Source organism: Spirosoma sp. (genome assembly GCF_026391055.1).
Lineage (GTDB): Bacteria > Bacteroidota > Bacteroidia > Cytophagales > Spirosomataceae > Spirosoma.
Genome location: NZ_JAPLET010000009.1, coordinates 135,210 through 150,919, shown reverse-complemented (window position 1 = coordinate 150,919; position 15,710 = coordinate 135,210). Strand labels below are relative to the sequence as shown.

The window sequence follows — 15,710 nt, the reverse complement described above, 5'->3', positions numbered from 1 at the left end:
TTTTAGTTAATCAGTCCGCTCAGCGTTACAACGACACAATTCAATGACTTATTTATACCGTTTTATTGGCTGGATCGGCTGCACCCTTAGTATTACACTTTGGGGATGCCAGCCGACTACGACCTCAGAACGGGCATCTGTGGCTTCAAGCGATAGTATGGCCCATTGTGCGGCCAGCGGAATACCATCCCGCTCGACGGCAATTCGTCAGGCGACATCCGTTGTACCAACCCGAAACAGCGACACACACGACATGGTCTGGATACCCGGCAACACATTTCAGATGGGTGCCGACGAGTTTCCGGATGCCCGACCTGTTCATAGCGTAACGGTGAATGGCTTCTGGATGGATGAGCATGAGGTGACCAACGCGCAGTTCGCCCGGTTTGTCAGACAGACGGGCTATGTTACTGTGGCCGAGCGCCCACTCAATCCACAGGATTATCCGGGTGTACCCGCAGCCCAGTTGGTTCCCGGCTCAGCGGTATTTACGCCACCGGTTCAGCAGATTTCGCTGACCAATCCTCTACAGTGGTGGCAGTATGTAAGCGGGGCCAGCTGGCAGCACCCCAAAGGGCCGAAGAGCACCATCAGAGGTCATGAGAATGAACCGGTTGTGCATGTTAGCTACGATGATGCTGCCGCCTATGCTAAATGGGCCGGCAAACGCTTACCCACCGAAGCTGAGTGGGAATTGGCTGCTCGGGGCGGCAAAGACGCACATACCTATTACTGGGGGAATGAGTTGAAACCGGCGGGCAAATGGATGGCCAATATCTATCAGGGCGACTTTCCCCGGCAAAATGCGCTGGAAGATGGATTTGCCGAAGCGGCCCCGGTTAAAACGTTTCCACCGAATCCATATGGGCTGTACGACATGGACGGCAACGTGTGGGAATGGTGCCAGGATTTTTACCGGCCCGATTACTACACGAAGTCGCCTGCCCTGAACCCCAAAGGCCCGTCGGACAGCTATGACCCCGACGAGCCGAATGCCGTAAAACGGGTTCAGCGGGGCGGTTCCTTTTTGTGCAGCGATCAATACTGTGTTCGCTATAAATCCGGTAGCCGCGGCAAGGGCGAAATAACGAGTGGTAGTAATAACCTTGGGTTTCGCTGCGTAAAATCAAGCTGATTTTTGCCTTTACTGTATCATACTCTTTCACCAAAGACGAATTGCCCGGCTTCGGTCGCTGGTATTACGCTCTATTTAACCTGCTAATCAATGACTAAACAGACCGTCTTTCGCTCGTTGCTGGGCGCAACTGCTGTGGCTCTGCTGCTGGCTATCCCCGGCTACACCCCTGTTCCGCTGGAGGAGCCCCAACCCGATCGTCCGGCTGCGGTACGACCCAATGTTATTTTCATCATCTCTGACGATCATACCGCGCAGGCCATCAGTGCGTATGGCAGCAAACTGGCCAAAACGCCCAACATCGATCGAATTGCCCGAGAAGGAGCCATTCTCTACAACAATGTTGTTGCCAACTCAATCTGCGGCCCCAGTCGCGCTACCTTGCTAACGGGTCAGTTCTCGCACCGGAACGGATACAAATTCAATGAAAAGGTATTTGATATCAGCCAGCCGGTTTTCACCGAGGAGTTGCAGAAGAACGGTTACCAAACTGCCTGGATTGGCAAAATGCACCTGGGGAGCCTGCCCCACGGATTCGATTACCTGAATATTCTGCCGGGTCATGGCAATTATTACAATTCTGATTTTGTCGACTCCAATAACAAAACGACCCGCCATATGGGCTATGTGACCGATGTCGTGACGAGCCTCTCCACCGACTGGCTCGCTCACCGCGATACGGCGAAACCTTTCTTTTTGGTGGTTGGCCACAAAGCGACTCACCGCGAGTGGATGCCCGCTGTGGAGGATTTAGGCGCTTATGACAACGTCACGTTTCCTATACCGCCTACGTTTTATGACAACTATGAGGGCCGGTTAGCGGCTCAAAAGCAGGAAATGAGCATCGACAAATCGATGAATCTGAGAACAGATCTAAAAGTCGATGTCAAGTATGAGGTTGATGAAGCCACGATGGAGCAGGAAAAGGCCGACTTTCGGAAGGCGTTTTACGGGTCTAATCAACCAACCCCGGCCCAAGAAAAGCAGCTGGATATCTACGTTCGGGAGGGTTCGTACCGACGTCTGAATCCCGAACAGAAAAAAGCCTTTTCCAGCTATTATGGCAAAATTAGTAAGGAGTTTGCCGATAAAAAACTGACGGGTAAAGCCTTGGCGGAGTGGAAATACCAGCGCTATCTGAAAGATTATCTGTCCACCGCCAACTCGCTGGACCGCAACATCGGCAAGCTGCTCGATTACCTGGATAAAAGCGGACTGGCTAAAAATACCGTAGTCGTATACACCTCCGATCAGGGCTTTTACCTGGGCGAACACGGTTGGTTCGATAAGCGGTGGATTTATGAAGAGTCGCTGAAAACGCCGTTTGTAATCCGGTATCCGGGCGTTATCAAACCGGGTAGTCAGGTGAAGCAGGTCGTATCGAATGTCGATTGGGCTCCCACCTTATTGAGCCTGACGGGTACCCGTGTTCCAGACTATGTGCAGGGTGAATCGTTTTTGCCGCTGCTGACCGGCGGCAAAAATGACTGGCGAAATCAGGCTTATTACCATTATTACGAATATCCCCAGCCGCACCATGTATCGCCCCATTTTGGGTTGCGTACGGCTCAGTATACGCTGGCCCGTTTTTACGGCCCGGACGATTTTTGGGAACTGTACGACATCCAGAAAGACCCTCAGAATCTTAACAATGTGTATGGCCAGAAAGGCTACGAAAAAGTAACGGCTCTGCTGAAAAAGCAGTTGAAGGACCAAATCATTAAGTACAAAGATGAGGAAGCGCTCAAGCTGATGGCTGCAAATCCGCAGTAACGACCTCGCCTGCCAATTCGGGGCTAACCCGACGTTGGCAAATGTATTCTGATTAAACTACCTTGTCTCTCCTGTCTTTCCTGACTGTACAGGAAAGGGCAGGAGAGACAAGTCATTGTAGGCGGTATATTGTCTCTTTAAGCACAAGTTCGGTGGGTAAGACCTGGTTTAGTATGAAGACAAGATTAGTTGCACTGCTGTGTGCGGTAATGATGAGTATACCCATTTGGGCACAGAAGGTGGAGAAAGCCTCATTTCCGGATGGAAGTCCGATCAGTAATTGGTTTACAACAGTCCGGAAAGTAAGCCCTGATCAACTTGGCAAGCGGTACGTAATTACGGACTATGGGGTAGGCTCAGACAGCACGCGTGTACAGACGGAAGCCATTCAGAAGGTGATCGACCTGGCAACCCGCAAGGGTGGGGGCGTAGTTGTCATTCCGGAGGGTACGTTTATGAGCGGGGCTTTGTTCTTCAAGCCTAAAACCCATTTGCACCTTGCAGAAGGGGCTGTTCTTAAAGGATCGAACGACATTGCTGACTACCCAAAGCTACCCTCGCGGATGGAGGGCCAGAACCTGGATTACTTTGCTGCACTCGTCAATGCCTATCAGGTAGATGGCTTTACTATTTCGGGAAAGGGAACGATTGATGGCAACGAGTTACGCTTCTGGGAAGCATTTTGGGCCCGACGGAAAGAAAATCCGAACTGTACAAATCTGGAGGTTTCACGTCCCCGGCTGGTGTTTATCTGGAAATGCAACAACGTACAGGTGCAGGATGTAAAGCTTCATAATGCGGGTTTCTGGACAAGCCACTTCTATCAGTGTACAAACGTAAAAGTGCTCGACACGCATATTTATTCGCCGTACAAACCCGTAAAAGCACCAAGTACCGACGCTATCGATATCGATGCCTGTACAAACGTGCTCATCAAAGGATGCTACCTGTCGGTCAATGACGACGCTATTGCCCTTAAAGGCGGCAAAGGCCCTTGGGCCGACCGGCAACCCGGCAACGGAGCCAACACCAATATTATCATTGAAGACTGTGAGTTTGGCTTTTGCCATTCGGCGCTTACCTGCGGCAGTGAAGCAATTCATAACCGGAACATCATCATGCGGAACTGTCATGTGAGCGAGGCCGACCGGGTCTTGTGGCTTAAAATGAGACCCGATACACCGCAACTATATGAATACATCCGGGTCGAAAACATAAAAGGTCAGGCCCATAGCTTGCTGTATGTGAAGCCCTGGACGCAGTTCTTTGATCTACAGGGGCGCCCGGACATACCGCTGTCCTATTCAGACCACGTAAGCCTGAAAAACATTGAACTCACCTGCGACACCTTCTTCGATGTTGCTCCTTCGGAGCATAATAAACTCTCTAATTTTACCTTCGAAAACCTGGTGGTCGACAGTAAAAACGCGGCCATCGATAAAACCGTAGTCAATGGATTCACGCTCAAAAACGTGGCAGTCAATCATAAACTTATCGAGTAATTAATGGGTAAGACGTGACTGGAGAGGGTAAAAGGCAGGTTTTAATCGTTGCACAGGCCAACCATATTTTGCAGACGGCCCGTTTCTGAGAAAAGATGTGTTTGTTCCCGGCTGAAGAATCGCGACTAATCCTGAACCCACAGGAAACCCCGGTGGGTCAGTTGATTCTATCACGCTCTTTCGCTATCTAAATCACATGAAAACGCTCCTGTATGCCCGCACGGAAAACAATTCAGCCTTTGATGGTTCTCTGAAAGGAACATCCCTTCAACTGAATGGCGATACACGAATTACCAAAATCGAAAACCAGTTTCAATTCAACAAAGGCTCGATCGACCTGGGGCCTATGCCCGAACTGGAAAAAGCAGGGGCATTCACCCTCGAAGCCACCATAAACCCAACCGTTGTGGTGGGTAGCCGACAGAACATAATGGAAGGACAAGCGGTACCAGCCGCTTTCTTTCTGGATGATAAAGGGTTTCTGGTTGGCAGTGTGAATATACAGGGGAAAGGGTGGCAGATGGTAAAAAGCAACGCGCCACTGAGTCCGGGAAAAGATCAGGCAGTTCGTTTTTCAAGAGATATCTCCGGTGCAATGAACCTCGACGTCGATGGGGTAAGCGTGGGTACGGCCCTGGTTCCGGGAACGATGGCAGCCGTTGGTCAGCAGGGTTTTAAAGTAGGTACCTGGGTTGATGGTAGCGGCTTTCAGTTCAAAGGAAATATTGGCAATATAGGCATCCGAAACGGTGCCTTTACGGGAGTCGACTGGACTAAACGCGTAGTTGATGCCCGCGCTCTGGAACAGGCGCTTAAGGCAAAGATTGGCCGCTCCGTTACGGTAAATCCGAGCCTGGATGCAAGCCACGCCCGACTTCAGCCCATTAAAGAAATCATGAATGCAGCCGGGGTTGAAAAAATCAGCGATCTCGACACATTGAAAATTACTATGCCTACTACCATCGCACGGGGTAAGGTGCTGGTGGCCGCTAAAAAGAACGATACGATAAAAATAAACTGGAGTGAACTGGCTACCCAGTTTAAAGGCCTATCGGTTACGGATAAAAAAGGACAGTTGGCCAAGTTCATGACCAACCGCAACAGCGCAACGGTGTTGAAAGCCGCAAAAACGGAAGTGGTAACCAACCCGACTGGTATTCGGGTCCCTGTAGCTGTTGGAGCAACCGTTCTGAATCGAGTCGATGTAGCCCGTTTCGATACCCCTCCGGTCTTTCGTCCATCCAGGGAAAGCATTGCCCGAAATTCGACAGTGGAAGCCTTACGCCCCAGCCTGAACCTGGGCGATGTTGTGCGGGTCGGCAGCAAAGATCTTACGCTGGTAAATAAAGACCTGCTCCTCAAAAACGTAGAAGCCAGAAACCCGGATCAATGGCCAGGGCTGGGTCAGGCTCCCCGTCCATTAATGCTGCATACGCTGCCCATCAATACATCCGTCATCATTGCGGGTACGCTGGACCTGACTAATACACAGCTCATAATCAGCCCTGATGTGGAAAAGCTCTACATTATTGCGGAGAACGTGATCTGTGGACCGAATGCAAAAATAACCTGGCGTCGGCCCGGCGGCAGCACACCGGGCCGGCTCGATAACCCGGACTTAAACGGCCGTGGCTGGAACGGCGTACAAACAAAACCCAACTCACGAGACGGGCTCGATGGCGACAATGGGCAGTCGGGCGAAAGCGGCATCAATGGCGCCACCGGGCGTAACGCGCCTGCACTGGAGATGTGGGTGAAAAACCTGACAAATGTTCCCGGCATCGACCTAAACGGAGAGGATGGTATTCAGGGTGGCCGGGGTCAGCTGGGAGGTCGCGGAGGTGACGGTGGCGACGGGCACGTAGGGCATCGCTACTGGTTTTTTGGCTGGCACTGCGATACCGACCCGGGCGACGGGGGCGATGGTGGCAACGGTGGTCGTGGGGGCGACGGTGGCCGGGGGGGCAACGGCGGCAACGGTGGCAACATCGTCATTGGGGTACTGGATGGCACACTGGCAGCGACAGTTTCTGCCGCACAGTTTCAGTGGAAAAATCAGGGTGGGCAACGCGGAAACGGTGGACAGCCGGGCGCGGGGGGAGCTGGCGGACGCGGAGGCCGCAGTGGCGTGGGAGAGACCTGCAAAGATGCCAATGACGGTCATGCCGGGGCTCAGGGTCAGCCGGGTGCTGCAGGTGGTCAGGGCAGTAATGCCGGTATGGATGCGTCCAATAGTTTTTTCCAGTTCACCCAGGATGCCTGGGATGACCTCATGACGCGCCCCTTTATCACCGAGATTACCCCGCAGGATGTTTTTCCGGGCAATACCATTCTAATTCGCGGGAATCGATTTGCCGATACCGACCGGGTTGTTATTGACGGCGTTGCTACGCTGGTGCCAACTCTGAACGCCGACGAGAGTATCTCGGTTACGGTGCCGAACGGCATAACGGGTGGTGCAAAATCAGTATTTGTCAGACGGGCTGCGGATGGAACAGAAAGTAACCGCATCCCAATTTATATAAAACCGCTCCTGGATGTGTTGCCCGCAGTACTGCCACCGGCCACCGATAGTACGATAACAGGAAAAGCTTTTTTACCCAATGCTTCGGTACTTATTGACGGTAATGCTATTCCGGGTGTTGTCAATGCGGCAGGCACGCAGATCACCTTCCGCATGGTTGGCACCGGCGGTATGGGCAGCAGTGGCGGTTCGGTAACCGTAGCCGTGCGTAACCCCGATGGGCTGGTCAGTAATTCCCGCACGGCCGCCAAACCACGGATTCTGGAAATACCGTTCACCTTTGGTGTTCATAATCTCTCTTTCTCGAATTTTACAACGGGAGTTCCTTCCTGGGGTACTTACGAAGACACATTCGGTGCCGCCGAAGTCTGGCATGAGCAGCTTGACCCCATCTTCGGCCATCCTATATTGACGGCGGCTTATTACGGGTTTTACAACTACTTCCTGAGAGGGACGGGCAATGGTGGTCTGGCAACCGGTTTCTGCACCTCGCTGGCAAGCCTTGTGGCCGACAAACTATGGAAAGGCGAAACCGACGCCCATACCCTTACGTTAGCTAGTGTGCAAACGATGCTGACAGCGGTACACGGTAAACTACTAAGCCGCGAATCGCTCCTGCATTTCCATGACCAGGGCAGACAGGGCATTGCGAGGGTAGAACGTACCGCCCGCCAGATCGAACGAACGTTTATGACCGGCTGCGACCGGAACGTAGCCCCCCTGCTGTTTTTTATCCCGTCGGGCGAAGTATGGGATGCGGGCTACATCGATAAGCTCAGTTCTTCCCATTGTCTCATGCCATATCGGTTCGTGTATCCGGACGGACATCCGGGGCCACAGCTAAGCCCCGATGGCAGCACGACCATATCGAGCCTGGACGGCGTAAAGCTCTTTTGCTGGGATTGTAATCATGAAGCCAGTAACAATTGCCGGTTAGAGTTCCGGCAAGTAGGTGGTGTTTTGCATTATGCTTATTTCCCCGATTCTGTGGCCGCTGAGTTCGATAGCACGCAGGGAATTGTTCTGGGGCACTGGACCAACGGCGACTACCTGCTTGCCGACCACGACCTGCCATTTGGTGGCCCATTTGGCCTTACCGGCTTTGTCATCGACTTTCTCCTTAGCCCGGCCGACCTGGAGATTCTGGACGAAAACGGATTGCGCGTGGGACGGTTTAATGATCAGATATTTAGTGAGATACCCGATAGCCACCCGTGTTATCTGCTTAAAGGAGCTTACTTGCTACCCGTAGGGCGTAACCTGACGCGTACCATCGTTGGCAATGGCAATGGGACCTACACGTTCAACAGCATTATGCCGGATGGCACAACCATCAAGCTGGAAAACGTAGCCACTCAGGTCGGCCACCGGGATATACTAATGGTCAACGCCGACACCTCGCAGATTCGCTTTGCCCCTCACCTTGAAAAGGATTTTACCGTTACGATCTCTAAACTGATTAATAATCAGGTTCGGTCTTTGGCGATTAGCGGGGTTGGTGGTGGCCCGGCCACCGAAATGGACATTACCGTCTCGCCAGACCTAAGCCTGTTCAGATTAGGTAACCGAAGTGTTATGAAGAACGTGGTTGTGAAAGCGTTTGCCGTAGATAAGGCCACCAATGTGCCGGTTAACAAAATGGCCCCAATCTCGCTCCCGACAAACAACGATCTTATTGTAACCGTAGGCAACTGGAACACCATTGATCTGACCGTGGAGGCTCTGGGATTCTGATAAGCGTGTCGACTCAGTCGTTGAGTCCCGGAAAAACAAATTGTGCCCAACGGCCCTGAAGAAGCTCTGGTTTCTCCGTGGTCGTTGGGCACAACACTTGGTCAAGGGCTAATCTATAAGCGGTTGACTTATAGGAACGCTAAGGGATTCTGTCAGACCAGAAACAGATGTCGGCGTGAAGTGGGCGAATGGTCAGGTTTCCCATACTGCACGCTTAAACCGGCTTGCCGTTCGCCACAAACCCGGTTAGTACATCTTTGATGGTATGCCAGTGTATATTCGGATAGCGATCATTGTCGACGGTTGCGGCTTTAGCCCGTCCGTCCAGCATATCACGCATGTACTGCATACCCTGCCAGGCGGGGTAAATGTCGTCTCCACCAGGGGCAACAAAACGGGCAATGGTAATAACGGTGCTGAGTGCCCCCAGCCCACCCGGCCGTAATATATTATATTTCTCTCCGGTTACTTCACTCACCACCCCGGTCAGCTCCCGGATGCTCAGTTGATCCCCGGCTATGCGCAGAAAGCGGGGTGTCGAACTATCCAGTGCCGCACTCGCCGTAAAGGCGGCTGTATCATCCTTGGTGGTGAAGTCCATGCGCTGATCCGCATTGCCCCAAACCATAACCCGGTGTAGCTTGAAGAGAATGATGGGCATCTGTCCCGTAATCATATCGGCAAAGGCACCGTTGAAAATGGTGGTGGCGGCAATGGGCGCTTTGTCGAGATAAGCATGAAATTCCCGCCTTAAATCCAGATTGCGGTTTCGACCGGCCGGAAGTTTAGTGAAATCAATCGAATAATCGGATGGAATGAAGCGAGGAACACCGGCCGCCACGGCCGCATCGAGCAGCACTTTCTGGGTATCAATGACCGTTTCGCGCAGGCCAGACAGAGCCGACACGACGCAGGAAACGCCCCGGCAAGCCTCCGTTAGCTCGTTGACGGTCCAAGCACTGAGCTTGACGACCTGAACCCCCATTCTTTCGAGTTCGTTAATTTTTGCGCTATTGCTGCTGGCGCGAACCAGCGCGCGCACATCGGCACCCCGTTCTACCAGAAATTTAACAATTCGTTCGCCCAGATCGCCCGTGGCACCAGCTACTGCTATTGTACTATTCATGGTTAGGTTGTTGACGTGACGGACTTTACGCTTCTAAATGGAAAGATCGTGGGCTAATTGGTCCCATAGGTGACAAATCTATCTAATTACTACACGATAAGCGTTGTATTGTTTGTTGTTCAACGAGTGTAAGGCTGTTTCGCGGCATGGTTTGTATAAACAATTTACCATAGGGTAAACTTTACGGCTTCACAAGCGGTTCGTCAGCCGTACCTTGCAATATGAACAGTCGTGTTACTACCCTGAAAAAATGAAGATTCTGCTGACGGGTGCCACCGGTTATATTGCCCAGCGATTACTACCTGTTTTGGTGCAGGATGGCCATGACGTGGTGTGTTGTGTGCGGGACAAGCTTCGCTTTCAGGCTCCAGAACTCGCTTTCTCCAATGTACAGCTCGTTGAAGTAGACTTCCTCAAACCGGAAACGCTTCGGAATATTCCCCCGGATATCGACGCGGCCTACTACCTGATTCATTCGATGGCTTCGCCAACCGGTGATTTTGCCCAACTGGAAGCCACAGCCGCTCAAAATTTTGTTGAAGCCCTCCGGCCCACAGCTGCCCGTCAGATCATTTACTTAAGCGGCATTGTCAATCAACCTCAGTTGTCGAAACACTTACGCTCCCGCCAGCAGGTAGAACACATTCTGACTTCGGCGGGCATTCCGCTAACGACGCTGCGGGCGGGTATTATCGTAGGTTCGGGTAGTGCATCCTTCGAAATTATTCGTGATCTGGTGGAGAAACTGCCCGTTATGGTTGCCCCCCGTTGGCTGCATACCCGCTGCCAGCCCATTGCCATTCGCAATGTGGTCGCTTTTCTGGCCGGGGTACTGCTGCGTCCGGAAACGTATCAGACCAGTTACGACATTGGCGGCCCCGATGTGCTCTCTTATAAAGAGATGCTTCTACAGTTTGCGCAGGTAAGAGGCCTCAAGCGCACCATTGTGGTGGTACCCGTCATGACGCCCAAACTGTCGTCGTACTGGCTGTATTTTGTGACGGCTACGTCTTATCCGCTGGCCTGCCATTTGGTAGACAGCATGAAAGTAGAAGTGGTGGGTTCGCCCAATAAGCTGGACTCCCTGTTGGGTATCGAACTGATTCCTTATAAAGAAGCCATAAGCATGGCCTTCGATAAGATCGAACAAAATGAAGTGATCTCCAGCTGGAAAGATGCCATGGCTACACCAGTCCTCCGCAAAGGGCTGGCTCAGTATATTGAGGTGCCGGTAAAGGGCTGCTTCAAGGACCACCGCCGGATTAAGGTAGCCGATGGCGAGCGGACCCTTGATAAGATATGGTCTATTGGCGGGCAGACAGGCTGGTATTACGGCAACTGGCTTTGGGCGCTGCGGGGACTGATGGATCAGATGGTGGGCGGAGTAGGCCTGCGCCGGGGTCGCCGAAGTCCAAGCCGAATCAAGGCGGGCGATGCCCTGGACTTCTGGCGGGTTCTATTAGCCAGCCGGTCTCAGAAACGGTTGCTGTTGTATGCCGAAATGAAACTGCCGGGAGAGGCCTGGCTGGAGTTTCGGCTTCATCCCGACAATACCCTGGAGCAAACCGCCACGTTCCGTCCTCTGGGCATTTGGGGGCGGCTGTACTGGTATGCGGTACTGCCTTTTCACGGGTATATTTTTGAGGGAATGATTCGACAACTGGCCCGTTCCTGAAGCAGATAAGCATAGAGCCAGCCTAAAGGTGTTGAGGTGAGGATGGGTAGTTTCGAAGGGCTGATCGGTTTGTTCATGAAGCGGCTAATTTAACGGCCGCTACGTCTCTGATGACTACGCAACCACATGACAACGAATTCCTTAATCGTCGGAAATTTATCCAGTCTGCAAGCTCATTGGTGGCGGCTGGTATGACTGGCTTTACGGCCGACTTGAGCAAAAATCCATCGGTCAGGCAGTCGCCAGTTTCCATCCGGATTAAGCGGGTTGACTCCAATTTTGAACGCGAACCGCTCAACCCGTATCGTTTTAAAGGCAGTGCCATAACGGAAAGCTGGCAAACAGCGGCCCTGCTCGAAAGTGAATCGGGCATTCGTAAAGTTGGGTTATGTACGCAGGGCGTGCTATGGTCGGATGCGAAGGTGTTTGCGGCTCACTCGGAGCGGGTTGGTAATGCGCTCATGTATGCGATAACGGATCGGGCGTTGCAACTCATGAAAGGAAACTCGTTCACCAACCCGGTTGAGCTGGTAGATGAGCTACTGCCCGAGGTCTATGCCTACGCAAAAAAAATCACGGGTAATCCTGACTTGCGGAAAACCTTTGCCCTCAATGCCCTGGTAAGTGTAGACAATGCCGCCTGGTTGCTGTACGCTCAGGAAAATAAATTGACACGGTTTGATGACATGATTCCGGAAAAATACCGGCCGGGCCTATCGTATAAGCATACTAAAGTGGCCAGTATCCCGTCGTTCAGCGTAGGGACAACGGCCGACAAAATTAAAGCCGCTGCCGACGAAGGCTATTTTATCCTGAAACTGAAAACCGGCTCGGCGGGAACACAGGCCGAAATGCTGGAAAAAGACATCGCTTTTCTGACGGCGGTACATAAGGCCATCGGGCATTACGAAACGCCCTACACCAAAAGCGGTAAAATCCCGTATTACTTCGATGCCAATGGCCGATATGAGAAGAGAGATACGTTGCTGCGTTTTCTGGACCATGCTAAAAAGATTGGAGCCTTCGATCAGATTGCGGTTATTGAAGAGCCTTTCGAAGAGCGAAATGAAGAATTTGTCGGTCAGCTGGGCGTTCGGATTGCCGCCGACGAAAGTGCCCATACCGTCGAGGATGCGGCTGTCCGGATTCAGCAGGGGTACTCAGCCATTGCCGTAAAAGCCATTGCGAAGACGTTGAGTATGACCATGAAAATTACGCAGCTGGCGTACGAAAAAGGTGTTCCCTGCTTTTGCGCTGATCTGACAGTCAATCCCATTCTGGTCGACTGGAATAAAAACGTAGCGGCTCGTCTGCCACCTTTTCCGGGTGTAACCATCGGCCTGCAGGAAACGAACGGGCACCAGTACTTCAAAAACTGGGATAAGCTCATGAGCTATCACCCCAAAGCAGGAGCCAGCTGGACCAAAACTCAACAGGGCGTATACCCCACAGATCAATCGTTTTATGCCGAAAGTGGCGGTATTCTCCTGCCATCAGCGCATTACGAGCAACTGTTCGAAGAGGTGTGAGCAGCCCTGTACGGTGGTTCAGCCTACGTCCTGACCGAGTGACCGTTGACGACTCAACTAAACCTTCTAAGAATAAGCTAGTTGGTACAGTAGAGAACTTTTACTGAATGCACGGAAACGATGAACGATAAAACGGCTAAAAAAGTAGCGAGGATTGTTTTGGGAAGCACACTGGTTTTTGCGGGTATCAGCCACTTGACCTTCGCCCGAAAAGCATTTAAGGCCCAGGTGCCGGATTGGGTGCCCTTGCCAAAAGATGACACTGTGCTGTATTCTGGTTTCGCCGAAATTGCGCTGGGGAGTAGCCTGATCCTGACAGATGAGAAACGCCAGCAGGCTGTAGGACAGGTAGCAGCAGCCTTTTTTACGGCTGTTTTTCCCGGCAATATTTCGCAGTACGTCAACAAGCGAAGTGCCTTCGGATTGGATACGGATCGTAAGCGGTTTGGTCGCTTATTTTTTCAGCCAGCTCTGATCTATTGGGCCTTGAAGAGTACCGACAATGTGTAGCTATTGCGCGGTCAGGTGTCTGTACCGTAATTAGACGCCGGCCTTCCTTACTGCATGGCGGCTATATCATGGAGAATGGTTGCTTCATCGGCGAGTGTGGGTATTCCTTTGCGTAGATAGCTGTAATAAGCCCGGCCAGCCAGTGATGCATGGCCTTTATTGCCGCTGGCCAGTGCCCGCTGATACGCTTCCTGCAACTGTTTTTTTTTGAATTCTCTTTTGGTTGTCGTGTCGACAACCAAGTAGATTATACCACCTGCAATCAATATGAATACCATGAGTGCCATTGATTATCGTGGAGAGATGTAGCGCTTTATCCGGCTGAAACATAATTGCAAGCCTTTACATCAGGTCCGCAACTAACTTGTTCAGCCTTAGCAATCTACGCAAATCTGTCAAATCAGGATTTATCAATTGATTAAGCGTAGCAAAACATCTTTCCGCTGTGACGAAGAAGGTATTTCTGGTAAATAATAACTGATTAGTGCGGATCGAGCTGGTATTGTTGTTTCGGCTAGCCCATCTCAATGGCACTCCAGGCGGTCTTTTTGTAATACTGAAGCAACAGGAAGAAAATACCTACCGAGAGCGGGGTTGCTACCCACACACCGTAGGGGATAAACGTCAGCCCGTAATGTGAAAAGCCAATCACCGCCAGAATAAGACTGGTCAGCAGCCCACGGGCGGTGTTGTTCTGCTTAAGGGCATCGGGGGCTAACGAAAACGGCATATACCGGGTCGATAATAAAGCCGAGCTGACAAGCATGACCAGTGAGTTGCTGAAGGCCAGCAGCACATCGCTGATTTTGTCGAGACCGTAGCGGTACAGGATGTAACTCGCCAGAATGACGTAAAAAGGCAGCAGCAATTTCAAAATAAGAGCTTTTAGTGCACCCAAAAGTACAGCGCCCGGTGTCTGAATAGGAGCGCTGCCGTATATCCAGGATGCTTTATAATTATCTGAAATGCCCAGCTGGTACTGCGCTACCATGACGTAAAGCCCGGCAAAATACAGCGCGAAGAGATAAAAGAAGCCGCTTGAGCCAAGGCTTCCCCCCTGGAAAGACATGGCGACTACGTAAGCCAGCCCGAACCCCAACTGTGGATATGTTTTGAGTTTAAACTTACGGTCGCGGCCGGTTACGCGCCATGTAAAAGCAAACGCGGCCCGTTCCAGTGAGTTCGTAGTTACCCAGGTAGCGAGTTGCTCCAGCCAGCTTGTCTGGCCCCACGGTGACTGTTGAGCAGAAAAGGCCGTAGCTTCGGGTCGGCGTTCGGAGTCGATGTCGCTTAGTTTCTGAGTGAAATCGGTGGTCAGGAACCGGTTCATGAACCAAATACCTGCAACAGGCATCAGCAGAGCCAGTGCGGCAAAGATCAGGTGATTGACATCCAGTACCGGTTTAACAAACACATCAACGGTAGCTGCCATCCACATCGGCGGGACCAGATAATGCCACCACTGGTGGTCTATGATCCGCGAAATGGCGTCCTGCGAACCGATCAGGCGGGGGAGGAGCTGGTAGCCGCCGTAAAAAAGCACCGCCATCAAAATCTGGAAATAATTGATGACTTCGCGAAGCTTCTCCTCGCTGATGAAGCGCATCAGGACCAGATAAAAGAGATTGGTCAGAAAGACCATCAGCACCGCCGATAGCAAACTAAGTGCCATAAACATTAACCCCGCCAAAGGCCCAAATCGATACCCGACAATCAGGACACCACCAACCGACAGTGAGAGGGCAATCCCGAACAAATAACTGGTAATGTGTACGACACGGGCCAGCCAGAGTGTCCGGTTACCGACAGGGCGGGGGAGAATGATCTGGTTATCGGACGAGTCCAGAATGACCGACGAAAAATCGGAGATGAGCGTCATGGCGCAGAGAGCCATGATGTACGAAAACTGAAGGGTAAGCGGTAAGAATAGACTCTCCTGAGGAGGAATGGCCAGCATGCCCAGACTGATTACGACACCGACAACGGTGTAAATAAGCAGAATGCGTACAAAACTATTATTGTTCTCGGCCGACTGCTTACCGTACCGGCCCAGACTAACAATATTTCGGCGGTTATCCATTATCAATTTTACCTGAACGATAGCCCGCAGTTGGCCGTAATCGGCATCCAGCGCCCGAAAAAGGGGAGCGGTTCGGTCGAGGAGCCAAAGGATTAATGTCGTCATAGGGTCGTCACGCTGAT

General features: G+C 51.9%; 10 protein-coding genes. 7 read left to right on the top strand and 3 right to left on the bottom strand.

Annotated features, from left to right (window positions below; all coding sequences use genetic code 11):
* The first annotated feature begins 43 nt into the window (after positions 1 to 43).
* The 4 genes from NT073_RS01530 to NT073_RS01515 all read left to right on the top strand — a co-directional run bounded on the left by NT073_RS01530 (position 44) and on the right by NT073_RS01515 (position 8,668).
* Positions 44 to 1,135 carry a formylglycine-generating enzyme family protein gene (locus tag NT073_RS01530; RefSeq protein ID WP_297367727.1) on the top strand — a complete coding sequence of 364 codons (1,092 nt, stop codon included), beginning with the start codon at positions 44 to 46 and terminating at the stop codon, positions 1,133 to 1,135.
* Between the two features lie 90 nt (positions 1,136 to 1,225).
* Positions 1,226 to 2,908 carry a sulfatase gene (locus NT073_RS01525; RefSeq protein WP_297367723.1) on the top strand — a complete coding sequence of 561 codons (1,683 nt, stop codon included), beginning with the start codon at positions 1,226 to 1,228 and terminating at the stop codon, positions 2,906 to 2,908.
* Positions 2,909 to 3,081: 173 nt separating this feature from the next.
* The gene (locus NT073_RS01520) at positions 3,082 to 4,410 is read left to right on the top strand and encodes a glycosyl hydrolase family 28 protein (RefSeq protein ID WP_297367720.1); all 1,329 of its coding nucleotides are present in this window, start codon (positions 3,082 to 3,084) and stop codon (positions 4,408 to 4,410) included.
* 196 nt (positions 4,411 to 4,606) lie between these two features.
* The gene (locus NT073_RS01515) at positions 4,607 to 8,668 is read left to right on the top strand and encodes an IPT/TIG domain-containing protein (protein WP_297367717.1); all 4,062 of its coding nucleotides are present in this window, start codon (positions 4,607 to 4,609) and stop codon (positions 8,666 to 8,668) included.
* A gap of 214 nt (positions 8,669 to 8,882) precedes the next feature.
* Here the strand turns inward: NT073_RS01515 and NT073_RS01510 are convergent, their stop codons facing one another.
* A complete protein-coding gene (locus NT073_RS01510; protein ID WP_297367714.1) occupies positions 8,883 to 9,794 on the bottom strand; it encodes an NmrA family NAD(P)-binding protein in 912 nt (303 codons plus the stop codon).
* 250 nt (positions 9,795 to 10,044) lie between these two features.
* On the opposite strand from NT073_RS01510, the gene NT073_RS01505 reads away from it, so the two are divergent.
* From NT073_RS01505 to NT073_RS01495, 3 genes are all read left to right on the top strand, one after another.
* Positions 10,045 to 11,469 (top strand): SDR family oxidoreductase, encoded by a 1,425-nt coding sequence (locus NT073_RS01505; protein WP_297367711.1) that lies wholly within the window; start codon positions 10,045 to 10,047, stop codon positions 11,467 to 11,469.
* A gap of 110 nt (positions 11,470 to 11,579) precedes the next feature.
* Positions 11,580 to 12,998, top strand: coding sequence for an enolase C-terminal domain-like protein (locus NT073_RS01500; protein WP_297367708.1), 1,419 nt, complete (start codon positions 11,580 to 11,582; stop codon positions 12,996 to 12,998).
* Between the two features lie 120 nt (positions 12,999 to 13,118).
* Positions 13,119 to 13,508, top strand: coding sequence for a hypothetical protein (locus tag NT073_RS01495; RefSeq protein ID WP_297367705.1), 390 nt, complete (start codon positions 13,119 to 13,121; stop codon positions 13,506 to 13,508).
* A 47-nt stretch (positions 13,509 to 13,555) separates the two neighbouring features.
* Here NT073_RS01495 and NT073_RS01490 read toward each other — a convergent pair whose 3' ends face one another.
* Both NT073_RS01490 and NT073_RS01485 read right to left on the bottom strand, forming a co-directional pair.
* Positions 13,556 to 13,795: a hypothetical protein gene (locus tag NT073_RS01490; protein WP_297367702.1), complete on the bottom strand. Its 240-nt coding sequence runs from the start codon at positions 13,793 to 13,795 to the stop codon at positions 13,556 to 13,558.
* A gap of 227 nt (positions 13,796 to 14,022) precedes the next feature.
* Positions 14,023 to 15,693: a hypothetical protein gene (locus NT073_RS01485; RefSeq protein ID WP_297367699.1), complete on the bottom strand. Its 1,671-nt coding sequence runs from the start codon at positions 15,691 to 15,693 to the stop codon at positions 14,023 to 14,025.
* Positions 15,694 to 15,710: the final 17 nt, after the last annotated feature.